The sequence below is a fragment of the Planosporangium mesophilum genome (assembly GCF_016863255.1).
Taxonomy (GTDB): Bacteria; Actinomycetota; Actinomycetes; order Mycobacteriales; family Micromonosporaceae; genus Planosporangium; species Planosporangium mesophilum.
This window is the reverse complement of record NZ_BOON01000032.1, coordinates 145,856-170,223: the sequence shown is the minus strand read 5'-3', so window position 1 is coordinate 170,223 and position 24,368 is coordinate 145,856. Positions and strand designations below refer to the sequence as shown.

The 24,368-nt window shown below is 71.5% G+C and carries 22 protein-coding genes; 13 read left to right on the top strand and 9 right to left on the bottom strand.

Features of this window, described 5'->3' with window-relative positions:
• Positions 1-284: 284 nt before the first annotated feature.
• A complete protein-coding gene (locus Pme01_RS17785) occupies positions 285-611 on the bottom strand; it encodes a hypothetical protein (RefSeq protein WP_203935704.1) in 327 nt (108 codons plus the stop codon).
• 68 nt (positions 612-679) lie between these two features.
• Between Pme01_RS17785 and Pme01_RS17780 the strand changes: the two genes are divergently transcribed.
• Complete coding sequence (locus Pme01_RS17780) at positions 680-1,111, top strand: MarR family winged helix-turn-helix transcriptional regulator (RefSeq protein WP_168116131.1); 432 nt, start codon at positions 680-682, stop codon at positions 1,109-1,111.
• 80 nt (positions 1,112-1,191) lie between these two features.
• Here the strand turns inward: Pme01_RS17780 and Pme01_RS17775 are convergent, their stop codons facing one another.
• The 3 genes from Pme01_RS17775 to Pme01_RS17765 form a co-directional block, all read right to left on the bottom strand.
• Positions 1,192-1,821, bottom strand: a complete 630-nt coding sequence (locus Pme01_RS17775) for an MBL fold metallo-hydrolase (protein ID WP_168116130.1) — start codon at positions 1,819-1,821, stop codon at positions 1,192-1,194.
• 16 nt (positions 1,822-1,837) lie between these two features.
• The gene (locus Pme01_RS17770; RefSeq protein ID WP_168116129.1) at positions 1,838-2,923 is read right to left on the bottom strand and encodes an S-(hydroxymethyl)mycothiol dehydrogenase; all 1,086 of its coding nucleotides are present in this window, start codon (positions 2,921-2,923) and stop codon (positions 1,838-1,840) included.
• Between the two features lie 168 nt (positions 2,924-3,091).
• Entirely contained in the window at positions 3,092-3,580 is a 489-nt protein-coding gene (locus Pme01_RS17765; protein WP_168116128.1) for a phosphate-starvation-inducible PsiE family protein, read from the bottom strand.
• 162 nt (positions 3,581-3,742) lie between these two features.
• Between Pme01_RS17765 and Pme01_RS17760 the strand changes: the two genes are divergently transcribed.
• The 9 genes from Pme01_RS17760 to Pme01_RS17720 all read left to right on the top strand — a co-directional run bounded on the left by Pme01_RS17760 (position 3,743) and on the right by Pme01_RS17720 (position 13,872).
• Positions 3,743-4,471: a DUF998 domain-containing protein gene (locus Pme01_RS17760; RefSeq protein ID WP_168116127.1), complete on the top strand. Its 729-nt coding sequence runs from the start codon at positions 3,743-3,745 to the stop codon at positions 4,469-4,471.
• A gap of 99 nt (positions 4,472-4,570) precedes the next feature.
• Positions 4,571-5,473, top strand: coding sequence for an ABC transporter substrate-binding protein (locus Pme01_RS17755; RefSeq protein ID WP_168116126.1), 903 nt, complete (start codon positions 4,571-4,573; stop codon positions 5,471-5,473).
• Positions 5,474-5,504: 31 nt separating this feature from the next.
• A complete protein-coding gene (locus tag Pme01_RS17750) occupies positions 5,505-6,380 on the top strand; it encodes an amino acid ABC transporter permease (RefSeq protein WP_168116125.1) in 876 nt (291 codons plus the stop codon).
• On the top strand, positions 6,377-7,129 hold the full coding sequence (locus tag Pme01_RS17745) for an amino acid ABC transporter ATP-binding protein (RefSeq protein ID WP_168116124.1): 753 nt from the start codon (positions 6,377-6,379) through the stop codon (positions 7,127-7,129). Before Pme01_RS17750 ends, Pme01_RS17745 begins: the two co-directional genes overlap by 4 nt.
• Positions 7,130-7,346: 217 nt before the next feature.
• Positions 7,347-8,348 (top strand): methyl-accepting chemotaxis protein, encoded by a 1,002-nt coding sequence (locus Pme01_RS17740; protein ID WP_203935703.1) that lies wholly within the window; start codon positions 7,347-7,349, stop codon positions 8,346-8,348.
• A 166-nt stretch (positions 8,349-8,514) separates the two neighbouring features.
• Entirely contained in the window at positions 8,515-10,878 is a 2,364-nt protein-coding gene (locus Pme01_RS17735) for a thiamine pyrophosphate-binding protein (protein WP_168116122.1), read from the top strand.
• 439 nt (positions 10,879-11,317) lie between these two features.
• Complete coding sequence (locus tag Pme01_RS17730) at positions 11,318-12,487, top strand: globin domain-containing protein (RefSeq protein WP_168116121.1); 1,170 nt, start codon at positions 11,318-11,320, stop codon at positions 12,485-12,487.
• Positions 12,484-13,308, top strand: a complete 825-nt coding sequence (locus tag Pme01_RS17725) for a DivIVA domain-containing protein (protein WP_203935702.1) — start codon at positions 12,484-12,486, stop codon at positions 13,306-13,308. The genes Pme01_RS17730 and Pme01_RS17725 overlap by 4 nt, the downstream gene beginning before the upstream one ends.
• Before the next feature lie 210 nt (positions 13,309-13,518).
• Positions 13,519-13,872: a DUF3817 domain-containing protein gene (locus tag Pme01_RS17720; RefSeq protein ID WP_168116120.1), complete on the top strand. Its 354-nt coding sequence runs from the start codon at positions 13,519-13,521 to the stop codon at positions 13,870-13,872.
• Positions 13,873-13,905: 33 nt separating this feature from the next.
• Here the strand turns inward: Pme01_RS17720 and Pme01_RS17715 are convergent, their stop codons facing one another.
• The 3 genes from Pme01_RS17715 to Pme01_RS17705 form a co-directional block, all read right to left on the bottom strand.
• Complete coding sequence (locus Pme01_RS17715; RefSeq protein ID WP_239088295.1) at positions 13,906-15,114, bottom strand: amidohydrolase; 1,209 nt, start codon at positions 15,112-15,114, stop codon at positions 13,906-13,908.
• 100 nt (positions 15,115-15,214) lie between these two features.
• On the bottom strand, positions 15,215-15,973 hold the full coding sequence (locus Pme01_RS17710) for a LamB/YcsF family protein (protein WP_168116163.1): 759 nt from the start codon (positions 15,971-15,973) through the stop codon (positions 15,215-15,217).
• 11 nt (positions 15,974-15,984) lie between these two features.
• Positions 15,985-17,307, bottom strand: a complete 1,323-nt coding sequence (locus tag Pme01_RS17705) for an MFS transporter (RefSeq protein ID WP_168116119.1) — start codon at positions 17,305-17,307, stop codon at positions 15,985-15,987.
• A gap of 140 nt (positions 17,308-17,447) precedes the next feature.
• Here Pme01_RS17705 and Pme01_RS17700 point away from each other — a divergent pair, with 140 nt between their 5' ends.
• Both Pme01_RS17700 and Pme01_RS17695 read left to right on the top strand, forming a co-directional pair.
• The gene (locus tag Pme01_RS17700) at positions 17,448-18,155 is read left to right on the top strand and encodes a GntR family transcriptional regulator (RefSeq protein WP_168116118.1); all 708 of its coding nucleotides are present in this window, start codon (positions 17,448-17,450) and stop codon (positions 18,153-18,155) included.
• A 60-nt stretch (positions 18,156-18,215) separates the two neighbouring features.
• Positions 18,216-19,586, top strand: coding sequence for an SAM-dependent methyltransferase (locus Pme01_RS17695; protein WP_203935701.1), 1,371 nt, complete (start codon positions 18,216-18,218; stop codon positions 19,584-19,586).
• A 44-nt stretch (positions 19,587-19,630) separates the two neighbouring features.
• Here Pme01_RS17695 and Pme01_RS31945 read toward each other — a convergent pair whose 3' ends face one another.
• Both Pme01_RS31945 and Pme01_RS17690 read right to left on the bottom strand, forming a co-directional pair.
• Entirely contained in the window at positions 19,631-19,750 is a 120-nt protein-coding gene (locus Pme01_RS31945; RefSeq protein ID WP_420850514.1) for an MFS transporter small subunit, read from the bottom strand.
• Entirely contained in the window at positions 19,747-21,165 is a 1,419-nt protein-coding gene (locus tag Pme01_RS17690) for an OFA family MFS transporter (RefSeq protein ID WP_168116161.1), read from the bottom strand. The genes Pme01_RS31945 and Pme01_RS17690 overlap by 4 nt, the downstream gene beginning before the upstream one ends.
• Positions 21,166-21,737: 572 nt before the next feature.
• On the opposite strand from Pme01_RS17690, the gene lanKC reads away from it, so the two are divergent.
• Positions 21,738-24,359: a class III lanthionine synthetase LanKC gene (lanKC, locus tag Pme01_RS17685; protein WP_168116117.1), complete on the top strand. Its 2,622-nt coding sequence runs from the start codon at positions 21,738-21,740 to the stop codon at positions 24,357-24,359.
• The last annotated feature ends 9 nt before the right edge of the window (positions 24,360-24,368 follow it).

Here is a 24,368-nt window from a genome sequence, read left to right as displayed (position 1 = left end):
GGGATACCCGACGCGTCGACGCCGCGGATCAACTCAAACCGCATCGCCCCCACCCAGCCGGCGTGCGCCTCGAGCAGATCCAGGGCGTCGACGGCGGCCTGGCCGCACAGGGCCCACACCGACACCGCCCGGCACTCCTCCAGTGCCCGGGCCAGCACCGCCACCCGATCGTCCACGCGTCCAAAGTAGAGGCAAGGTACGACAGTTTTCGAACACCAGTACTATCAGATTGCAGATGCTGAGCAGGTTTCCCTATCGACCGGCGCCCTCGTCTGGGCCGCCCGCTACCGGGGTTCGCGCGGTGGTGGGTCGGTCGCGGTGCGGCCGGTCGCTGAGTTCGACGTCTGACGGCGGAGGTCCACAGGCGATGGACGAGCGGGCAGCAGTGGAGGCGATTTTCCGCGAGGAACACGGCCGGCAGTTGGCCTCCCTCGCCCGCCCTTCCGTAACCTCGACCTGGCCAGCGACGCGCAGCTCAGCGCGGCGGGTGCGAGCATCCCGAGGGTGCCGGAGGTGGGCACGACGAGGCCGATCCGGGTGGCCCGGTGCGGCTCCGGTGCCAGCAGCCGGGCCTCCAGCAGGTCGGTGATGAGCGTGACGTCGTCGGCCACGGCGCCGAGTATCTTCGCTACCAGGTTCGAAGCGAAAGTGCCCGGAGGAGAGTGAAGGGGGCGCAGCGTTGGCCGACACAAAACTCCGCGCTCACCTCGCATACCTGCTCAGTGAGGCCGAGCGCGTGGTCAACCGGGGTCTGGCCGAGAGCCTTGCCGCCGAGAGGGTGACCGTGGAACAGGCGCGGATCCTGCGGGCGCTCACCGACGGGCACGGGCACTCGATGAGCGACCTGGCCGAGGCGGTACTGATGCCGCACCCCACCGTGACCAAGGCGGTCGACCGGCTGGTCGACAGCGCGCTGGTCTACCGGCGCCAGGACGTCACCGACCGGCGGCGGGTCGCGGTGTACCTGTCCGACCTCGGCCGCGACCTGGTTGCCCGGCTGGACCGTCGGGCGACCGAGCATCAGGCCGCGATCGAGGCCGCCTACGGCGCCGAACGCACCGAGCACCTCATGCGCGAGCTCGAAGACCTGGGGCGCAGCTTGGAAGGCTAAGTACGCGCCTCCGGGAAGGCCAAATGTGCGCAGCCTGGAAGGCTAAGTGCGCGCCTCCTGGAAGCCTGAGCCCGGCGTGATCAGTGCCCGCGCGCGATCCACTCGTCGAGGTGCGGGGCCTCCTCGCCGATGGTCGTGCTGTCGCCGTGGCCGGGGTGCACCACCGTCTCGGGCGGCAGCGTCAGCAGTTTGGTACGGATCGACTCGATGATGGTGCCGAAGTCGCTGTAGGACCGGCCGGTCGCGCCGGGGCCGCCCTTGAAGAGGGTGTCCCCGCTGAAGAGCGCGCCCAGCTCCGGCGCGTGGAAACAGCAGGCGCCGGGGCTGTGTCCGGGGGTGTGCAGGACGTGCAGCGCCGCTCCGGCCACCGCGATGGTCTGCCCGTCGTCCAGGTCGCCGTCGGGGCGGACGTGGGGGTGGACCATGTTCCACAGCACCCGGTCCGCCGGGTGCAGCAGCACCGGCGCGTCGGTCTCCGCCGCCAGCTCCGGCGCCACCCGTACGTGGTCGTCGTGCGCGTGGGTGGCCAGGATGGCCAGCACCCGCCGTCCGCCGACGGTACGCAGGATCGCCTCGACGTCGTGCGGGGCGTCGATGACGACACACTCGGCGTCGTCGCCGACCACCCACACGTTGTTGTCGACGTCGAACGTCTGCCCGTCGAGCGAGAAGGTGCCCGAGGTGACGGTGTGGTCGATGCGAGCCGCCATCAGAAAAACACCGCCATCAGAAGACCACGACCGAACGCAGCACGTCACCGTGGTGCATCTTGGCGAACGCCTCCTCGACCTGGTCGAGTGAGATCTCCTCGGTGACGAAGGAGTCCAGGTCGAGCCGGCCCTGCAGGTACAGGTCGGTCAGCGCAGGGAAGTCGCGGCTGGGCAGGCAGTCGCCGTACCAGCTGGACTTGAGTGCGCCACCGCGACCGAAGACGTCCAGCAGCGGCAGCTCGATCGTCATGTCGGGGGTCGGCACACCGACCAGGACGACCCGGCCGGCCAGGTCGCGGGCGTAGAACGCCTGTTTGTACGTGTCCGGGCGCCCCACCGCCTCGATCACCACGTCGGCGCCGTGGCCGTCGGTGATCTCCCGGATCGCCTCGACCGGATCGGTCTCGCGGGAGTTGACGGTATGGGTGGCGCCGAAGCCCCTGGCCCACTCGAGCTTGCGCGGGTCCACGTCCACCGCGATGATCGTCGTCGCGCCGGCGAGGGCCGCACCGGCGATCGCGGCGTCGCCGACCCCGCCGCAGCCGATGACCGCGACCGACTCGCCGCGTTCCACCTGGCCGGTGTTGACCGCTGCCCCGAGCCCGGCCATCACACCGCAGCCCAGCAGGCCGACGGCGGCCGGCCGCGCGGCTGGGTTGACCTTGGTGCACTGGCCGGCGTGGACCAGCGTCTTCTCGGCGAACGCGCCGATGCCCAGGGCCGGCGTCAACGGCGTACCGTCGGGCAGCGTCATCTTCTGCTTCGCGTTGTGCGTGTTGAAGCAGTACCAGGGCTTACCACGGCGGCAGGCGCGGCACTGCCCGCAGACGGCACGCCAGTTCAGCACGACGAAGTCGCCGGGCGCGACCTCGGTGACGCCCTCACCGACCTGCTCGACGATGCCGGCGGCCTCGTGGCCGAGCAGGAACGGGTACTCGTCGGTGATGCCACCCTCGCGGTAGTGCAGGTCGGTGTGGCACACCCCGCACGCCTGGACCCGGACCACCGCCTCACCCGGCCCCGGGTCGGGTACGACGATCGTGGTGACCTCGACCGGCGCGCCCTTCGCTTTCGAGACGACTCCCCGTACCTGCTGACTCACGCTGTCTCCTATTCCCCGTCTCAGCGAAATCAGGCCGTCCCGCACTCAGCCCCAGAGGCCGTCTTCACCGCATTAGACCACCTTCGGCCGCACACCACAGGCGTACCCGACCGGCCCGCCGGGGCCCCGGACGGCGCGCCGCTGGAGACGTGCCGCCAAGCCGCGGCGCTAGAGCCGTTCCGTCGGACCCTTGCTGGTCGGGGGCTCCTCCGCCCGGGCCATCCGCAGCACGAAGAAGGTGACGCCCAGGACCAGGACCGTCCCGCTCAGGACACCGATCTCAAGCATCACGTCCTTGAAGCGCGCGGTGCCGATGGCGTTCTCGGCCTCGGCGCCGACCACGATCACGCGCCGGATCGAGGCCACGATCCCGACGACGAGGAACGGCTCGGCCTTGACCTCCCGGGTGGCGATGACGACCCGGAGGGTACCGATGAGCTCGGTGAAGATGAACACCAGCAGCAGCCCGCTGAGCAGCTGGAGCACCTGGCGGACGAACGGTCCGTGACCGAGCCCCTGCACGAAGTCGTACGCGACAACGCCGAGCAGGATGAACCCGCCGACGCCGAGCGCCACCGCCACCGCCGCGTTGAGGAAGAACTCGCTGTAGTTGAGTACGACGGCTACCCCGGAACGGCGGCCCTTCTCCTCACCCACGCCTCGAGTGTTCACCACCGGTACGTTCCCATAGGGCGCAACCCTTACCGGTTCAATGCTCGGCCCCGGAGTGCTCGGCCCCCCGGAGTGCTCGGCCCCCCGGAGTGCTTGACCCCGCCGTGGTGGGGTAGCTCGACAGCGAGCAGCAGACGGGGACGCCTCATGGACCTCACCACCGGGTCCACCACCCGGCAGGTGCGCCGGCCGTCCGCCCGCGGTCCGGCGCGGGCTGTCGGGTACGCGGTGGCCGGGTTGTTGGCGGGCGTCTGTTACAGCTCGTTCGTGCTGGCGCGGCCGCTGGGTTCGCGGCTGAGCCTGACCGAGTCGTACGTCAGCGAGCTGGAGGTCGCGGGGCAGCCGGCCAGCACCTTCTTCCGGTTGACCGACCTGGTCGCGGCGCTGCTCGTCGTCGTGCTGGCGATGGCACTGATGGGGCGACTGGCTCGGGAACGCCCAGCGGAGATGCGGGCTACGGTCGGCTGCCTGTGCCTGGCCGGCCTGGGACTGGCTGCCGCGGCCGACGCGCTCGTTCCGATGTCGTGTACGCCCTCGACCAGCGAAGCGTGCCGCCGCGAGGTCGACGACGTCGCGATCATCGCCCAGCTCCACCAGGGGCACACGTTGTCGAGCGTCCTCGGGGTCTTCGCCGCACAGGTGGCCATGCTGCTGCTCAGCGTCTCCCCGCGGGTACGACGCCGGTGGCCGGCACTGGCCAGAGCCAGCCTGGCCTGCGGGCTGGCCGTGGTCGTCCTCGGCCTGGCCGAGGTGTCGCTGATGAGCAGCCAGCACCGGCTCGGGGCCATCGAGCGGCTCCACGTACTGCTGATCTCCGCGTGGCTGGCCACCCTCGGCTGGTGGTTGTCCCGGCCACCGCGAGGCGGACCGGACTGATCGCGCCGGCAGCCTCACCGTGCCGGCAGCCTCACCGTGCCGGCAGCTGATCTTCAAGGCGTCGCTGCTCCGGCCGGACGCACCGCTACTCTGTCCGGCATGGCAGTGGATCTCAGAGCAGCGGATCTCAGAGCAGCGGGGCTCCTCCCCCGTACCGTCTCGGTTCTCGCGATCGCCGCGCTCGTCACCTCGCTGGCCGCCTGCGCCCCCCGGCCGAACAACGGCGCGTCGCCCTCGCCCAGCGCCCGGGGCTGCGACAAGGACCAGCTCAAGACCCTGCGCCCGGGCAAGCTGACGGTCGGCACCGACAATCCGGCGTACCCGCCGTGGTTCGTCGACAGCAAGCCGGACAACGGCAAGGGGTACGAGTCGGCGGTCGCCTACGCCGTGGCCGGAAAGCTCGACTTCCGCCCCACCGACGTGGTGTGGGCCCAGGTGACGTTCAACAACGCCATCCAGCCGGGCCCCAAGAGCTACGACATCGACATCAACCAGTTCTCGATCACCGACGAGCGCCGGAAGGCCGTCGACTTCTCCAGCCCGTACTACGACGTGCGCCAGACGGTCGTCGCGCTGAAGTCGTCCAAGATCGCCGGCGCCAAGTCGCTGGCGGACCTGAAGGGCGCGAAGCTCGGGGCCCAGGTCGGTACCACCAGCTACAAGGCGATCACCGAGGTGGTCAAGCCGACCACCCAGCCGCAGGTGTTCAACTCCAACGACGACGCCAAGCAGGCGCTGCGCAACGGACAGATCGACGGCCTGGTCGTCGACCTGCCGACCGGGTTCTACATCACCGGCGCCGAGGTCACCGACGCGGCGATCATAGGGCAACTGCCCCAGCCGCCCGGCCAGTCGGAGCAGTTCGGCCTGGTCCTGGACAAGGGCTCGCCGCTGACCGCCTGCGTGAGCGGCGCGGTCGACGCGCTGCGCGCCAACGGCACCCTGGCCAGCCTCCAGCGCCACTGGCTGTCCCAGGAGGGCGGGGCTCCGGAACTGCAATGAGCCCCCGAACCGCAGTGAGCCCCGAGCTCCGGTGAGTACCACCGAAACACCGGCTCACGAGGACGAGTACCGTCCCAGCGCTCTCGCCGTCGCCCGGCGCGGCTACCGGCGCCGCCAGACCGTACGGTCGGTGCTGCTCGCGGCGCTGTCCACCGCGGTGCTCGGCACCGTCCTGGCCGTCGCGGTCACCGGCTCGCCGGGCTGGGAGACGGTACGCGGGTCGTTCCTGTCCCTGTCGGTCGCCCGGAGCTCGCTGCCGGCCATCCTCGAAGGACTCTGGCTCAACGCCCGGCTGCTCGGCGCCTGCGCGGCCGGGGCGCTGCTACTCGGCCTGGCGACCGCCGTGCTGCGCTCGCTGCGCGGGCCGGTCGCGTTCCCGCTGCGGGCCCTCGCCGCGTCGTACACGTACGCGTTCCGGGGCGCGCCGCTGATCATCGTGCTCTACGTACTGGTCTTCGGCGTGCCCGGACTGCGCCTGACGGGTACCCCGTCGGTCCTGGTGCTGGGCGGCATCGCCCTGGTGATCACGTACGGCGCCTACCTCGCCGAGGTGTTCCGCGCCGGGATCGAGTCGGTCCACCCGAGCCAGCGCGCGGCGGCGCGGTCGCTGGGGCTGACCCACCGTCAGACGATGCGGCACGTGGTACTCCCCCAGGCTGTACGGCGGGTGGCTCCGGCCCTGCTCAACGACCTCGTCGCGCTGCAGAAGGACGTCGGCCTGATCTCGCTCGCCGGTCCGATCGACGCGATCAGGGCCGCCCAGATATCGAGCATCGACAGCTTCAACTACACCCCGTACCTCGTGGCCGGGGTGCTGTTCATCCTGATGGCCGCGCCGCTGATCGCCGTGACCGACTGGGTCACCCTGCGAGCCGCCCGCCGGCAGAACGCCGAGGGGACCACATGACGGCCGATCCGGTACTGAGCTGTCAGGCGGTACGGAAGACGTTCCACGGCCGGCCGGTGCTGCACGGGCTCGACCTCGACGTCGCCGAGCACGAGGTGGTGGTGCTGATCGGCGCCTCGGGCTCGGGCAAGTCGACCCTGCTGCGCTGCGTGAACCTGCTCGAAACCGTGGACGACGGCGCGATCCTGCTCGACGGCGAGGAGATCACCGACCCGCGCCACGACGCGGACCGGGTACGGGCGCGCATCGGCATGGTCTTCCAGTCGTACAACCTGTTCCCGCACCTGACCGTGCTCGACAACGTGACGCTCGCGCCGGTACGGGTCCACCGGGTCCACAAGGCGGAGGCCCGGCGCCGGGCCCTGGAGCTGCTGGACCGGGTGGGGCTGGCAGACCGGGCCGGCGAGTACCCCGACCGGCTCTCCGGCGGCCAGCAGCAGCGGGTGGCGATCGTACGGGCGCTCGCGTCCTCGCCGCGGCTGATCCTGCTCGACGAGGTCACGTCCGCGCTCGACCCGGAGCTGGTCGGTGAGGTGCTGGCCCTGATCGCCGAGCTCAAGCGCGAGGGTACGACCATGCTCATCGCCACCCACGAGATGGGCTTCGCCCGGCAGGTGGCCGACCGGGTCTGCTTCCTCGACGGCGGCCGCATCGTCGAGCAGGGCCCGCCGTCGCGGGTACTGAGTGAGCCGAGCCAGCCGCGTACGCGTCAGTTCCTGCAACGCATCGTGGAGGCCGGCCGCCTCTGAGGACACGACGCCCTGAGGACACGACGCCCTGAGACCGTGATCACAAACCCTCCGGACTCCAGGTACTCCGCCGAAAGAGGCGGCAAACGGCTACGGGGAGAGTCACATGGGCGGCTTCTGGAGATCAGGTCGGCGCACATCGGCCCAGCGACACTCCCTGGTGGACTCCGCCGGCTCACTCCTGGCGGTGCTGACCGTCGCACCTTCGGTGATATTGGTGACCGACCGTAGCGGCGAGATCGTGTACCGCAATGACGCCGCCAACGTCATGGCGCGCGAGGTCGGCCAGTCACAGGGGCTGGAAGCGCTGCAACTTCTGCGGGACACCCTCAAGAAGATCATCCGGAAGGCGACCTCGTTCCCGGTGTCCGGGCTGTTCGAGACCGGCACCGGCCCGGGGCGGGTCACGGCGGAGCTGACCGTCAGTGCCATACCCGACGGGTACGTGGTGACCTGGCGGGACATCCTCCAGGAGCGCACCAGGGCCGACGTGACCCGGCAGTTGGCCGGGGAGGTGGCGGCCGAGGCCGCCACGCTTGCCGCCCTCGGTGACCAGCTCATGAAGACCTCGACCGGGGCATCCGACCAGGCCGACATGGTGGCGCAGGGGTCCGCGGAGATGACCGCGAGCATCCACGAGATCTCCAGCCGGGTGAGCGACGCGTCGGCGGGCACCACGAGCGCGGTCAGCTCGGCCGAGGCGACGACGCGGAGCATGAACAGGCTGCGGGAGTCCGGCGAGAACATCGGCGCGATCACCAAACTGATCACCGGTATCGCCGAGCAGACCAAGCTGCTCGCCCTCAACGCCACCATCGAGGCGGCCCGGGCCGGCGAGGCCGGCAAGGGCTTCGCCGTCGTGGCCGGCGAGGTCAAGGACCTCGCGGCGCGTACGTCGGAGGCGACCGACCAGATCACCTCCATGATCGAGGCTATCCAGATCGAGAGCGCACAGGCCGCGACAGCGATCGTGGGCATCGTCGAACTGATCGATTCGATCGCCGAGCAGCAGACGCTCATCGCCAGCGCGGTGGAGGAACAGACCGCGACGACGGCGGAGATGTCGAACGGTATCCGGTCGGTGGCCGCGTCCGTGCAGTCGTCCACAGAGGCGGCGGGCAGCCTCCAGCGGACGGCCGCGGAGATCAGCGCCCGCGCCGACCGTCTGAACTCCCTGGTCGCCGAGGACAGGGTGAACAACGTCGGCCAGGTCCGCTAGGCGGCCACCCGAAGCCTCAAGTCGCCGCCGAGATCAGCACCGCGCCCGCTCCTCGTGGTTCATGACTCACGGCGTCGACCCACGGCGACGGTGACCGGCGGGGGGCGACCGACCGCGCGGGGGCTAGAGTGCCCTGCGAGTCGCTCTGACCCCCTGGAGAACCACCGTGACCGATGACGCTCACGCCCCCGACTTCGATGTACTCGACGAGATTCAGCGCCGCGTACTGTGGCTTTCGACCCGGATCGTGGACGCCGCGAACCGCGAACGGGACACCGGCGACGGGGTGAAGGTCGGCGGCCACCAGGCCTCCAGCGCCTCGCTGGTCACGGCCATGACCGCGCTGTGGTTCGAGCACCTCAACGCCGACGACCGGGTGGCCGTGAAGCCTCATGCGTCGCCGGTGTTCCACGCGGTCCAGTACCTGCTGGGCAACCTGGACCGCTCCTACCTGCCGCGGTTGCGGGCCCGGGGCGGCCTGCAGTCGTACCCGTCGCGTACCAAGGACCCCGACGAGGTGGACTTCTCGACCGGGTCCGTCGGGCTGGGCGCGGCGGCGCCGCTGTTCGCAGCGGTGACCCGCCGCTACGTCGACGCGCACTTCGGTGAGCGGCCGGCGTCGCGGTTCATCGCGATCCTCGGCGACGCCGAACTCGACGAGGGCAACATCTGGGAGGCGGTGGCCGACCCGGCGACGACCGGGCTGGGTAACGTCATGTGGCTGGTGGACTTCAACCGCCAGTCTCTGGACCGGGTCGTTCCCGGCGTGCGCATCGCCCAGTGGCGCGGGCAGTTCGAGGCGGCCGGTTGGCACGTCGTCGAGGTCAAGTACGGCCGGCGCCTGCAGGCCGCGTACGGCCAGCCGGGCGGTACGCGGCTGCGCGACTGGATCGACGCGATGCCCAACGAGCAGTACCAGTCGCTGTTCGGCCTGGCCGGGGCGGCGCTGCGCAAGCAGTTCCTGGACGGCGCGCCGGCCGAGGTGGAGGCGTTCGTCTCCGACATCTCCGACGATGAGCTGGGGCCGCTCGTGACCGACCTCGGCGGCCACGACCTGGCCGCGATGCTCGACGCGTACGCGCAGTGCGACGCGGTGACCGACCGGCCCAGCGTGGTGTTCGCGTACACGGTCAAGGGGTGGGGTCTGCCGATCGCCGGCAACCCGCGCAACCACTCCGCGCTGCTGGCCGGCGACCAGATCGACGCGCTGCGCGCGGAGGTGGGCCTGGACGCCGACACCGAGTGGGACCGGTTCGACCCGGCGTCGCCGGCCGGCATCCGGACCAACTCGCGCCGGGAGGCGCTCGCCCGGCCGCCGCGGGAGAAGTCGCTGCCGATCGCGGTACCCGAGACCACGAACGTCCGCGTCGGCAAGCCGATCTCCACCCAGGAGGCCTTCGGCCGCGTCCTGGTCGACCTGGCCCGCGACGCGCAGGTCGCGCCGTACCTGGTGACCACCGCCCCCGACGTCGCGACCTCGACCAATCTCGCCGGATTCATCAACAAGACCGGGGTGTTCGCACCGGCACAGCGCCGGTCCTGGCACGAGGACCGGATGCTGCGCTGGGCCGAGGGTCCGGCCGGCCAGCACATCGAGCTGGGCATCTCCGAGATGAACCTGTTCCTGCTGCTGGGCCAGCTCGGCCTGTCCTGGGACCTGTCGGGGCAGCCGCTGCTGCCGGTCGGCACCGTGTACGACCCGTTCGTGCTGCGCGGCCTCGACGCGTTCCTCTACGGCACCTACTCCGGGTCACGGTTCGTCGTCGCCGGCACCCCGTCCGGTATCACCCTCGCGCCCGAGGGCGGCGCGCACCAGTCGACCATCACCGCCTCGGTCGGCCTGGAACTGCCCGGCGTCACGTTCGTCGAGCCGGCGTACGCCGTCGCGCTGGACTGGCTGCTCTGCGACGCGCTGTCGCGGATCGCGGCCGGCCCGAGCGCCACCACGACCGCGGTACCGGCCGAGGACGGCGCGTACTACTTCCGGCTGACCACCCGCCCCCTCGACCAGGCCCCGTTCGAGGCGGCCCGGGCCCGCATCGGCGACGCGGTCCTGCGCCGGCAGGTGCTGGCCGGCGCGTACCGCCTGGTCGACGCCCAGGACCTGCGGGCTGCCGGTGCGCCGCTGGTCCACCTCGCCGCGTCCGGCGCGGTACTGCCCGAGGCGATCCAGGCCGCCGCCGAGCTCGCCGAGGAGGGCATCGCCGCCCACGTCGTCGACATCACCTCGCTCGACCGGCTCTACAGTGCCTGGCAGCGCACGCTCCGCCAGGGCATCCGTACCGCCACCGCGCCGAGCGTTCCCGGCGCGCTGCGTACCGCGTTCGCCGACCGGGCGCCGATCGTCACCGTGCACGACGCCGCGTCGCACGCGATGGCGTGGCTCGGCTCCGCGCTCGGGGTGCCGTGCGTACCGCTCGGCGTCGACCAGTTCGGTCAGTCGGGCAGTGTGCAGGATCTGTACGACCTGCACGACCTGCTGCCCGGCAGCATCGTGAACGCGGCCCTCGCCGCGCTGTCCCTGTCGTAGGCGGTGCGGCCGGGGTCAGGACGGCGCGGGTCGGGATGCTTACCGGCACCCTGGCCCGCGCCGGCGACCACTCCTGATGCATTGCCCTGATGTGCAGCCCGCAGGCCCGACCTGACGGTTCATGTCGGACGAATTCACCCCGCTGGCCGGCCGATTTCCCGGTTCCCGGTCGGGAGGGGGTCCCGTGAGGCATCGATGGGCGGCTACGGTGCGACCCGGGGGGCGACGCGTATGCGCCGGTAGCAGGCCTCCCGTACACGCTCCGCCTGGCCCGACGGGGTGCCACGGCAACTGATCACGGCCGTCGACTGATCGCAGCCGTCGACGGCTGGCCTTTCCGACCGGGGGGACTCCGAACGCCCGCCCGGTGCCGCGCAGGACCGGATCGGAGGAACGGGAGAGACATGAACGCGGGTGAGCTGACCGCCCGGGCGGGGTAATGGACCCGGCCGCATTGAAAGGCAGTTGGGAGCGGGTCGCGGCGCATGGTGACGCGGTGCCGAGCTTCTTCTACGCGACGCTGTTCATCACGAATCCGGAACTCAGAGCGATGTTCCCGATGTCGATGGCGGGACAGCGGGACCGCCTGGTGTCGGCGCTGGGCACGATCGTGTCCAACGTGGACAACATCGAGGTCGTGGTGCCGTACGTGGAAGCGCTGGGGCGCGACCACCGGCGGTTCGACGCACGGCCCGAGCACTACCCGCCGGTCGGGGAGGCGCTGCTGGCGACCCTCGCGCACTTCCTCGGCGAGGCGTGGACACCCGAGCTGGCGGCGGAGTGGACCGCCGCGTTCGGGCTCGTCGCCCGGGCGATGGTGGACGCGGCCGAGCAGGCGGCGGAGTCGGGTCCGGCGTACTGGGCCGCGACCGTGGTCGAGCACGAGCGGCGGGGGCTGGACGTCGCAGTCCTGCACCTGCGCACCGACCTGCCGTACCCGTACCTGGCCGGACAGTCGTGCCCGGTCGAGATCCCGGACCGGCCGCGGTTGTGGCGCTACTACTCCCCCGCCAACCTTGCCCGCCCGGACCGTCTGATCGAACTGCACGTCAAGGCCGTACCAGGTGGGCAGGTCTCCACCGCGATCGTGCACGGGCTCCAGACCGGCGACAAGGTGAAGCTGGCGACCCCGGTGGGTCAGCGGCTCACCCTCCAGCCCGGTTCGACCCGTGACCTGTTGCTCATCGCCGGCGGCACCGGGCTGGCGCCGCTGAAGGCGCTCGTCGAACAGGTCGCCGCCGGGGGCGGCCGGCGGCGGGTGGCGCTGTTCGTCGGCGCCCGTACCCTGCTCGACCTCTACGACCTTCCCGCGCTGGAGGCCATGGCGGCCAACTCGCCGTGGCTGACCATCGTGCCGACGCTGTCGCACGAGCCCTGGTACGCCGGCGAGCGGGGGCTGGCCGTGGACGTCGCGCTGCGGCTGGGCCGGTGGGACGACTGCGACGTGTACGTGTGCGGCTCCGCGGACATGACCGCGGCGACCCGCGACCGACTGCTGGGCGCCGGACTGGCGGCCGAGCTGATCCGGTGCGAGGACTACAACGACGAACCGTACCGCCCCGGGTTTGCCACCGGGGTCAGCGAGCGTGAGGAGGTGCCGACCCGATGACCGCGAACACCGACGACTACGGCGACAGCGCGCACAGCGGGGCACGCTCCTGGGTACCGCTGTCCGCGGAGCAGATCCGTCGGCGCTCGTTCCGGGAGACGCCGCTGGGCCGGCGGGGCTACCGGCCCGACGAGGTCGAACTGTTCATGGGCCGCGTCGCCGGCGAGGTGGAGCGGTGGACCGCCGCGTACGCCGACGCCCAGAACGAGGTCCAGCGGTTGAAGTACTACTTCCGTAACGAGGGCGTGGATCCGGACGCACCGCGGGCCTGGGACGTGACGGCGGACGCGGTGGCCCTGATGAGCCGCGCCCAGGCCCAGGCCGACCGGCTCATCGCCGACGCCCAGGCGCACGCCCGTGCCATGCAGTACGACGCCCGCGCCCAGGCCGAGGCGATCGTCGGCCGGGCCCGGCAGGAGGCCGACCGGGCCGCCCACGCCTACCGGGTGCGAGCCGGCGCCGACTACAACGCCGACCGCGAGCAGGCGGAGCGGATGGCCACGCTGGGCCGCAGCATCCTCGCCGCCCTGTCCGGCGCGACCACCCAGATGGACGGCGCCAGCGCACAGATGCGGGCGATCGCCGACGCCTTCGCCATCGAGCTCGGGAAGATCATCACGGAACCGGAGGAGGCCAACGCCGGGCGCACCGCGCCACCTACGTCACCCGCACGGCCCGCGTCGCCCGCACGACCCGCGTCACCCACAGGGCCCGCGTCACCCACAGGGCCCGCGTCACCCGCACGGCCCGCGTCACCCGCACGGCCCGCGTCACCCGCACGGCCCGCGTCACCCGCACGGCCCGCGTCGCCGGCACCCTAGCGTCGTGCCCCCGCGGAGCACTCCACGCTCGCCAAGATCGCGCACCGCCACATCCCCTTCATCACCGATCTCCACGGGCCGGAGGCGGCGGTCTTGGACCCCTGGCGAGGCTATGGCACCGCCGCCAGGGGTCCACCCGAGCGGCGCGCAGGGCTCCTCCGAAACGGCGCGGGTACGCTCGTCGGGCCACCCATCGCCTCGGAGGAGCCCATGTTCCGTGACCCCGCCCGCGCCTTCCGCCTGATCGCCGCCGCGGAAGCGTGCTCCTGGCTGGGGCTGTTGATCGGCATGCTCTTCAAGTACTCGCTGACCCACAACCCGGTCGGCGTGAAGGTGTTCGGCCCGATCCACGGCATGTTGTTCCTCGCCTACCTCGCCACCCTGCTGGTGGTGGCGCAGCGGGAGCGGTGGAGCCGGGCCAGGCTCGTCGTCGGCGCCGGCGCGGCCGTGCCGCCCTTCGCCAGCCTGATCTTCGAGCGCTGGGTGGCCCGGCGGCGCGCGGCGGCCCGGGCAGGCGCCCCGGCCCTGGAGCCGGTGGGCACCGGCACCGGCTCCGGCGCCTGACGGCACCAGCCGCCGACCGGTGAGCCGCCGGCGTTAGCCGCGCTCGGCGAACACGCCCTCCTGGCGTCCGGTGTCGTACCGGTAGATCTCGGCTCCGGCGATGTACGCCCGCTCCACCCGGCTCATCACGTCCAGTGGATCGCCCGACCAGATACACAGGTCGGCGTCCTTGCCGGGCTCGATCGAGCCGAGCCGGTCCGCGACGCCGGCGATCCGGGCCGGATTGATGGTCACGGTCCGCAGCGCGGTCGCGGGGTCCAGACCCTCCTTGACGGCCAGGGTCACCTGGTGGATCAGGAAATTGATCGGCACGACCGGATGGTCGGTCGTGATCGCGATGGTCACGCCCGCGGCGGCGAGCCGGCCGGGCGCGGCGATCGTACGGTTGCGCAGCTCGACCTTGACCCGGGCGGTGAACAGCGGGCCGATGACCACCGGGATGCCCTTGGCGGCGATGATGTCGGCGATCAGGTGGGCCTCGGTACCGTGGTCGATCACCAGTTCGTAGTCGAACTCCGCGGCCAGCCGCATGGCGGTGGCGATGTCGTCGGCCCGGTGGCAGTGCTGCCGCCACGGGATCTCCCGGCGCAGTACCCGGGCCAGCGCCTCCAGCTTGAGGTCGCGGTCGGGCTCCTTGCCCGGCTCCGCGTTGGACCAGCGGGTCCGGTAGTTGCGTGTCTGGGTGAACGCGTCCCGGATCACCGCCGCGGTACCGAGCCGCGTCGACGGGGTCTTCTTGCGTTCGCCGTACACCCGCTTGGGGTTCTCCCCGAGCGCGGACTTCAGCCCGCTGGGCTGGCGCAGCACCATCTCGTCGACGGTGCGCCCCCAGCACTTCACCGCAACGGTCTGGCCGCCGATCGGGTTGCCCGAGCCCGGGTTGACGTTGACCGCCAGGACACCGCCGCTGATCGCGTCGCGGAATCCCTGGTCGGCCGGGTTGATGGCGTCCAAAGCGCGTACGTGGGCCGTGTTCGGGTCGGTCATCTCGTTGACGTCGTCACCGGCCCAGCCCTCGCCCTCCTCCCACACGCCGACGTGGGCGTGCGCGTCGATGAAGCCGGGCAGCACCCAGGCGCCCTCGGCCGACACGGTCCGCGCACCCTGCGGGACGGCGAGGTCGGGGCCGCCGACGGCCGTGATCCGGCCGCCGTCGATCAGGACGACTCCGCGCTCGATCGGGTCGCCCTCGATCGGCACCACCCGACCCCCGACGATCGCGATTGGACCCGTCGACTCCACCTGATAACACCCCTCACCGCTCGGCTGCCCTCAACTAATCACATTCCCCGCCGCATCGGGGCGAAACGACCCAGCCGGCAGGCTCGGTCGGCCCGGTGACTCAGTCCGGCCCGGTGAAACGCCGGACCGTGACGCCCGCCTTGACCAGGCGCTCCCGGACCCGCCGGGCGATGGCCACGGCGCCGGGGGTGTCGCCGTGTACGCAGATCGACCGGGCCGGTACCGGCACCGGCGTACCCTCGATCGAGGCCACGGTCCCGGTGGTCACCATCCGCACGCACCGGTCGGCGATGAGGTCGGCGTCGTGCAGCACCGACCCGGGGATCCGCCTGGGTACCAGATGACCGTCCACCGTGTACGCCCGGTCGGCGAAGGCCTCGGCCACCGTGGTGAGGCCGGCCTCGGCGGCGAGCCGCAGGAACGCCGAGCCGGGCAGGCCGAGTACCGGCATCGCGGCGTCGTAACGGCGCACCGCGTCGACGACCGCCGCCGCCTGAGCCTCGTCGGTGACGATCGTGTTGTACAGCGCGCCGTGCGGCTTGAGGTACGACACCCGTCCGCCCTCGACGCCCGCCAGCGCGTCGAGGGCACCGAGCTGGTAGAGCACCTCGTCGGTGAGCTCGGCCGGGTCGACGGCGATGGCGCGCCGGCCGAAGCCGGCGAGGTCGCGGTAGCCGACCTGCGCACCGATGGCCACGCACCGCTCGACGGCCCGGCCGCAGACCCGGCGCATGATCGAGGGGTCACCGGCGTGGAAGCCGCAGGCCACGTTCGCGCTGCTGACGATGTCGAGCAGGGCGTCGTCGTCGCCGAGCGTCCACGCGCCGAAGCCCTCGCCCAGGTCGCTGTTGAGGTCGATGACGGGCGCGGTCACGGGGTCACCGCCTCCTCCCGTGGGTCGGGGTCGGCGTGCAGGTCGACGCCGCGCGTCTCCGGCGCCGCCAGCAGTGCCACCAGGGTGATCAGCAGGGCCGCCACCACGTACAGGCAGACGGCCAGCGCCGAGTGGTACCGGCCGACCAGCGCGACGGAGATGATCGGGGCGAGCGCCCCGCCGAGCACGCCGGCGATCTGATACCCCAGCGAGGCCCCGCTGTAGCGCAACCGGGTGCTGAACAGCTCGGCCACGAACGCCGCCTGCGGGCCGTACATGGCGGCGTGGCAGGCCAGCGCCACCACGGCGGCCAGCACGATCGCCGGGAACGACTTCGTGTCCAGCAGCGCGAAGAACGCGAAGACCCACACCGCCGCGCCGACCGCGCCGGCGAGGTAGACCGGCCGCCGGCCGACCCGGTCGGAGAGCGCGCCGAACAGCGGGATCAGGACGAGCTGGCAGGCCGAGCCGACGAGCACCGCGGTCAGCGCCGTGGTCCGCGGGAGCCCGAGCGTGCCGGTGACGTAGGCCAGGATGAACAGCGAGAACGTGTAGAAGGCGACGTCGGTGCCGATCCGCGCGCCGATGGCCACCAGCAGCTCGCGCGGGTGCTGGCGGAACACGTCGACGATCGGCAGCCGGGCCTTCGCCCCGGCCTGCTCGACCTCGGCGAACAGCGGCGACTCGGTGATCTGCAGCCGGATCCACAGGCCGACGGCGATCAGGGCGCCCGACAGCAGGAACGGCACCCGCCAGCCCCAGGACAGGAAGGCGTCGCCCGGTACCAGGGCGCTCATCAGCCAGAGCACGGCCGCGGCGAGCAGGTTGCCCATCGGCACCCCGACCTGCGGCCAACTGGCGGCGAGCCCACGGCGACCTTCGGCGCCGTGCTCCAGCGACATCAGGACCGCGCCACCCCACTCGCCGCCGAGTCCGAGCCCCTGCAGGAAGCGCAGCGCGACGAGCGCGACCGGGGCGGCCACCCCGATCGAACCGTACGTGGGGAGCAGGCCGACCAGGAACGTCGCCACACCCATCAGCACCAGCGTCACGACGAGGACGTTCTTGCGGCCGACCCGGTCGCCGTAGTGGCCTGCGATCGCCCCGCCGATGGGGCGCGCGATGAACCCGACGGCGTACGTGGTGAAGGCGAGCAGGGTACCCACGAGGGGCTCGAACGTCGGGAAGAAGAGCTTGTTGAAGACCAGGGCGGCGGCCGACCCGTAGAGGAAGAAGTCGTACCACTCCAGCGAGGTGCCCACGAGGCTCGCGACGATGACCTTCCGCAGCGAACTGGGGCGGTGCGAGATGCCGGTCATGGCGTCCGTCCTTCCGCTATGGGGGTTGTGACCGCGCTCACCTACTGACGAGGGTAGGGATTGTTCAACAATCCAGCAAGGGCCCGATCCTCTCATCCGGTACGCTGCACAGCATCGGCGGCCGTGGGAGGGAGGCATCGGTGAGAGCCGTACCCCCACACTCCCCTGCCGACGCCCTGGCCGGGCTCGCGACCCTGCCGACCCGGTCAAGCACCTCGGAGCAGGCGGCCGATGCGATCCGGCGCCACATCACCGAGGGCGCCATCCGCCCAGGCGCGCAACTGCGCGAGGAGGCTGTCGCGGCGGCGCTCGGCGTCTCGCGCAACACGGTACGGGAGGCGTTCCGCGCACTGTCCCGCGAGGGCCTGGTGGAGCACGCGCTGCACCGCGGGGTGTTCGTCCGCGAGGTGTCGGCCCACGACGTGGCGGACATCTACCGCACCCGTCGACTGCTCGAGCCGCTCGGGCTGCGCGCCGCGGCCGACCGGCCGGCGGCCGTCCGGACCCTCGACGACATCGTGACCCGGGCCGAGGCGGCGGCCGCCGCCGGCGACTGGGCGTCGGTCGGCACCGCCGACATCGCCTTCCACCGGTCGCTGGTCGGCGCCTGCGACAGCGTCCGGGTGGACCGGCTGTTCGACCAGCTCTTCGCCGAGCTGCGGCTGGCGTTCGCGGTCATCGACTCGGCCCGCGCCCTGCACGAGCCGTACGTCGCGCGAAACCGGCACATGACCACCCTGATCGGCGCTCGTGCCGTCGACGAGGCCTGCGTCGAACTTGACAGTTACCTGCTGGACGCCGAACGGCAGATCCTCGAGGCACTGGGCGGCAGGGAACCCGGGCGCTGACGGCGGGCTCGACGTAGATTGGTGCTGAGCGCTGTACCTGATCCGAGTCGAGGAGCAGCGATGGCCGCCACGGCCGCTGATGCGTTCGATCCCCTGCTGCGCCTGGCTGTGGGTGAGCGGTCGCCGGTGCGGTTCGAGTTCTGGGATGGCAGCGTCTGGCGCGGCGGCATCTCGGGCGGCGGCATTTCGGGCGGCGGCATCTCGGGCGGCGGCATCTCGGGCGGCGGCATCTCGGGCGGCGGCATTTCGGGCGACGGCAGCGGTCCGGATGACGGGCCCGGGACGGTACGGGTACGGTCGCCGGACGCCGCGCGCCGCATCATGTGGTCGCCGGACGAGGTCGGGCTCGGTCGGGCGTACGTGGCCGGCGACCTCGACGTGACCGGCGACCTCCCCGGGGTGCTGCGGGCGCTGCAACAGGCGCCGCGCAGCGACGGCCGGCTCGGCTGGGCCGGAGCATGGTCGGCGCTGCGCGCGGCCCGGCAGCTGGGTGTCCTGGGTCGCCCGCCGGCGCCGCCACCCGAGGAGGCACGGCCGCGCGGCTGGCGCCACTCTCGACGGCGCGACGCCCAGGCGATCAGCCACCACTACGACGTGGGCAACGAGTTCTACCGTCTGCTCCTGGGGCCGAGCCTGACGTACTCGTGTGCCCGGTTCACGCGTGCGTCCACCACGCTGGAGGACGCGCAGACGGCCAAGTACGAGCTGATCTGCCGCAAGCTCGGCCTGCACCAGCACCCCGGCTCGAGGCTGCTCGACGTCGGCTGCGGCTGGGGCGGCATGGCCCTGCACGCGGCCGCCACCCACGGCGCCTCCGTGGTCGGCGTGACCCTCAGCGAGGCGCAGGCGGCGCTGGCGCGCAAGCGGGTGGCCGAGGCGGGGCTGGCCGCCAGCGTCGAGATCCGCCGCCAGGATTACCGGGACCTGGCCGGCGAGACGTTCGACGCGATCAGCTCGATCGGCATGTTCGAGCACGTCGGCGCGGAGAACGCGGCCCGGTACTTCGAGACGCTCCATGGCCTCCTGCGCCCGCGGGGCAGGCTGCTCAACCACGCCATCTCCTCGCCGGGCGGGTCCCGCCTCGGCAGCCGTACCTTCATCTACCGGTACGTCTTCCCCGACGGAGAGTTGCTCGACGTGGCCGACACGGTCCGCGCCGAGGAGCGGGCCGGGTTCGAGGTGCGTGACGTCGAGTCCCTGCGGGAGCACTACGAGCGGACAGTGCGCGCCTGGCTGTCCAACCTGGAGGACGGCTGGCGCCGGGCGGTGGCGCTGGTCGGCGAGGCCAGGGCCCGCGTCTGGCGGCTGTACCTGGCCGGCTCGGCCCTGGGCTTCGCCGACGGCGGCATCTCCGTCCACCAGATCCTGAGCGTCGTGCCGGCCCCCGGCGGGGAGGCCGGGATGCCGGCGACCCGCCGGGACTTCTCATGATCGCGGAGACCCGGTGCTGTCATGACAGCACCGGGTCTCCGTGATCATGAGAACAGCTTTGCCGCGGTGATGGCGGTCTGCGTCACGCCGTAGCCGAGCAGCACCGTGACCAGTAGCCAGGACACCAGGAGCCGGATGGTCTGGTTACCCGATTGCTCGCTCATCGCGTGGATCCCTCCTCAGCGGCGACTCCGACCGGCTCCACCGGCTCACCGGTCCCGGCGGGTTCGTGGAAACGTTCCGGCACGGGCCGGATCAGCAGGTTGGCCACGAAGCCGACGGCCAGGACACCGACCATGGTGTACAGCGCCGGCTGGTACGCGGTCCAGGTGAGTGTGCCCGGCTTGCCCTGCGCGTCCAGGAAGCCGTTGATGATCAGCGGGCCCGCCACGCCCGCCGCCGACCACGCGGTCAGCAGCCGCCCGTGGATCGCGCCGACCTGGTAGGTGCCGAACAGGTCGCGCAGGTACGCCGGTACGGTCGCGAAGCCGCCGCCGTAGAACGACAGGATCACGCCGGCCAGCAGCACGAACAGCGCAGTCGCGAGGTGGCCGACCGAGGCCAGCAGCGTGTACAGCACCATGCCGCCACCGAGGTAGAGCACGTAGATGGGCTTGCGCCCGGTGAAGTCCGACGTGGACGACCACACGAACCGCCCGGTCATGTTGAACAGTGACAGCAGGCCGACGAAGCCGCCGGCGGCCGCCACCGTCACGCTGGACACCCGGCCGTCGCGGAAGAAGTCCTGGATCATCGGGCTCGCCTGCTCCAGGATGCCGATGCCGGCGGTGACGTTGCAGAAGAGCACGATCCACAGCATCCAGAAGGAACGGGTCCGCAGGGCGTTCGACGCCGACACGTTGGCCGTGGTCACCAGCGGCTTGGCCGCGACCGCCGCCGGTTCGAAGCCGGCGGGGCGCCAGCCGGCCGCTGGGACCCGGACGTTGAAGACGCCGAACATCATGATCAGGAAGTAGCCGATGCCCAGCGTCACGAACAGCCAGACCAACGCGCTACCGGACGCCACCGACTTGGCGTCGGCGGGGTTGTACGCGGGGTCGTAGAACGACAGCAGTTGGCGCGACAGCGGGCTGGCGACGAGCGCACCGCCGCCGAAGCCCATGATGGCCAGGCCGGTGGCGAGGCCGGGCCGGTCCGGGAACCACTTGATCAGCGTCGACACCGGCGAGATGTAGCCGATGCCGAGCCCGATCCCGCCGAGGAAGCCGTACCCGACATAGACCAGCCACAACTGCTTCGTGGCGATGCCGACCGCGCCGACCAGGAAGCCCGAGGCCCAGAAGCACGCGGAGACGAACATCGCCTTGCGGGGGCCGTTGTTTTCGACCCAGGTCCCGCCGAACGCCGCCGACAGGCCGAGCATCACGATGGCGATGCTGAAGATGACGCCGATCGCCGTCTGGCTGGCGGAGAAGTGCGCCAGGAGCGAGTTCTTGTAGACGCTGGTCGCATAGGCCTGGCCGATGCACAGATGCACCGACAACGCCGCCGGCGGGATCAGCCAGCGGCTGTACCCCGGCGGCGCGATGGTGTGCTTATGGTCGAGCGCTGACAGCAACGGCACGGCCGCACCTCTTTCCTTCCACTTTCCCAGGCGCGCTCACGCTCGTCACGGGCATCGCCCGGCGTCGAGGTGATGCCCTCTTTGCACGTACTCCTTGCCGAAGCTAACGGGCGGACGGAGCACTCATCGCCGCCGATGCACGGCTGGAGCGCCGGACGGTCGGTCGGGTGAGACGAGCGGCGCCTCATGCAGGCCGCGGACCTCGCGGCGGCCATGCGGACAAGCGCCGTAGGGGCCCCCGCCCGGGCGGCTCGCCACGGCTTCGGTCGTTACCGCAGCGATATCCGTTACGCCGCTACTTCAGGTGTTATCGCACGTCAACCGCGTGCCGGGAGACGCCGGTTGGGCTGTGACGGATTCCGTCGCCCCGACTCCTCGCACACCACGCGAGCACGCTGCGGCGACGCGATTCAAACCTATTTATCGCGTGAGTTTGCGGTGACGAACGCACAGGCAGCCCCCTGCTTCCTCATTCCGAAGCGGTGATGTCACACACTGTTAATGCCCTGATCCCGACCGCCACCATGATTGCTGTCAATGGCCCGGTGATCGGAGAGGCAGGGCAGATGAACGAGCGGTACGAGGCGTTCTGTATGGCCAGCCCGCTGTTCTACGACACCCTGCACGCGCAGAAGACCGCCGACGGCTGGTTCCCGACCGCCGACCGCCCGCTCCCGGGCGGCTGGCGCCGTGTGGAGCAGGACGACTGGCTGGTGTTCGCGCCGCCGGAGCTCGACCTGCCCATGCAGGGCTGGAAGATCCACGTCTCGGCCTGCCTGGACAACGCCGAGCGGGTGCTCGACGCGGTGTGGGACTACTGCGTACCCCGCGGCATCGAGTTCAAATTCCTGCGCTCCGAGGCCGCGCTGTGGCTGCGCAGCTCCAAGTACGCCCCGCGCGGGTACAGCGGCAAGCTCGTCACGATCTACCCGCGCGACGACGCCGCCTGCGAGACGATGCTGCGCGAGCTCGGCGCGGTCCTCGACGGCGAGCCCGGCCCGTACATCCTGAGCGACCTGCGCTGGGGCACCGGACCACTGCACGTACGGTACGGCGGGTTCGCACCCCTGCACTGCGTCGACGAGGCCGGCCAGGTCGTACTGGCGATCGCCGACGACACCGGCAAGCTGGTACCCGACCGTCGCACCCCGGTCTTCCACGTGCCGCCGTGGCTGACCCTGCCCGACTTCCTCGTCCCGCACCTGGCCGCCCGCAACGCGGTCACCGTCGCCGACCTGCCGTACACGATCGAGAGCGTCCTGCACTTCTCGAACGGCGGCGGGATCTACCGCGGCAAGGACACCCGGTCCGGCGCCGAGGTCGTGCTCAAGGAGGGCCGCCCGCACGCCGGCCTCGACGGTACCTTCAAGGACGCGGTCAGCCGGGTCGAGCGCGAGTACGAGATGCTCCAGCGCCTCGCCGGCATCCCCGGCATCCCGAAGGTCGGCGACCTCTTCTGGGTCGGCGAGCACCGCTTCCTGTCCATGGAGTACGTCGACGGCGTACCGCTGAACAAGGCGCTGGTGCGCCGGTACCCGCTGATCGACCAGGCTGCGACGCCCGACGACTTCGCCGCCCACACCGAGTGGGCGCTCGACATCTACCGCCAGGTCGAGACGGCCATTCTGGCCATGCACGAGCGTGGCGTCGTCTACGGCGACCTTCATATGTTCAACGTGGTGGTCCGCTCCGACGACACGGTCGCGCTGCTGGACTTCGAAGTCGCGTCGACGGTCGAGGAGAACACCCGCCCACCGCTGGGCAACCAGGGCTTCGCCGCCCCGCGTACCGTCACCGGCGTCGACGTCGACCGATACGGCCTCGCCTGTCTGCGCCTGGCCCTGTTCCTGCCGATGACGGCGATCGTGTGGCTGTCGCGGCCCAAGGCCCGCCAGCTGGCTGACGTGATCCGTGAGCACTTTCCGGTGCCGGACGGGTTCCTCGACGAGGCCGTCGACACGATCACCGCCCTCGGCGCCACGACCGGGCCGCAGGAGCTGGTGCGCTGGGACACCGACGACTGGCCGTACCTGCGCGAGCAGATGGCGAAGGCGATCCTCGCCACCGCCACCCCCGAGCGCGACGACCGGCTGTTCCCCGGCGACATCGAGCAGTTCCGCCTCGGCGGCCTGGGCCTGGCCTACGGCGCCGCCGGCGTGCTGTACGCCCTGGACGTCGCCGGCGCCGGACGCCACCCGCAGCTCGAGGAGTGGCTACTGCGCCAGGCGAAGCAGCCGCCGCCCGGCACGCTGCTCGGCCTGTACGACGGCATGCACGGAGTGGCCTTCACCCTCGACCACCTCGGGTACCGGCAGGAGGCCCTGGACGCGCTGGACCTGGCGCTGAACGACGACTGGTCGCAGCTCGGCCTGGACCTCATCGGCGGCCTGTCCGGCATCGGCCTCAGCCTCGCCCACTTCGCCGAACGGACCGGTGAGCCCGGGCTGCGCCAGGCGTTGAACCGGGCCGTCGAGCTCGTCGCCGAACGCCTCGGCGACGTCGAGTCCGTCGCCGAGACCAGCGGCCTGGACCACCCGTACGCGGGCCTGTTCCGCGGCTCGTCCGGCCCGGCGCTGCTGTTCCTGCGGATGTACGACGCGACCGGCGACGAGCAGTTCCTCGACCGCGCGGCGGTGGCGCTGCGCCAGGACCTGCGCCGCTGCCTGTTGCGCGACAACGGCGTGATGGAGGTCAACGAGGGCTGGCGCACCATGCCGTACCTCGGCGTCGGCAGCGTCGGCATCGGCTTCGCACTCGACGAGTACCTGGCCCGCCGCGACGACGACCAGTTCGCCGACGCCAGCCGGGCGATCCACGGCGCGGCGCTGTCGAGAATGTACGTCCAGCCGGGCGTGTACGCCGGCCGCGCCGGGATGCTGCTCTACCTCGCGGGCCGTACCGAGCGACCGCTGGACGACCCGGACGTCGTCGCGCAACTGCGGCGCCTGTCGTGGCACACGCTTCCGCTCGCAGGCGGCATCGCCTTCCCCGGCGACGCGCTGCTGCGCCTGTCGATGGACCTGGCGACCGGCACCGCGGGCGTCCTGCTCGCGGTCGCCGCTGCCTGTCACGACACGGCCAGCCACGACGAACCCGCCCACCTGCCGCTGCTGGCGCCCTCGGCGCGCACGCGGCAGCCACAGTCCCCCGCGTCACCCCGGCGCGGGTTGGTGTCCAACACCTTGTAGGAGGTACCA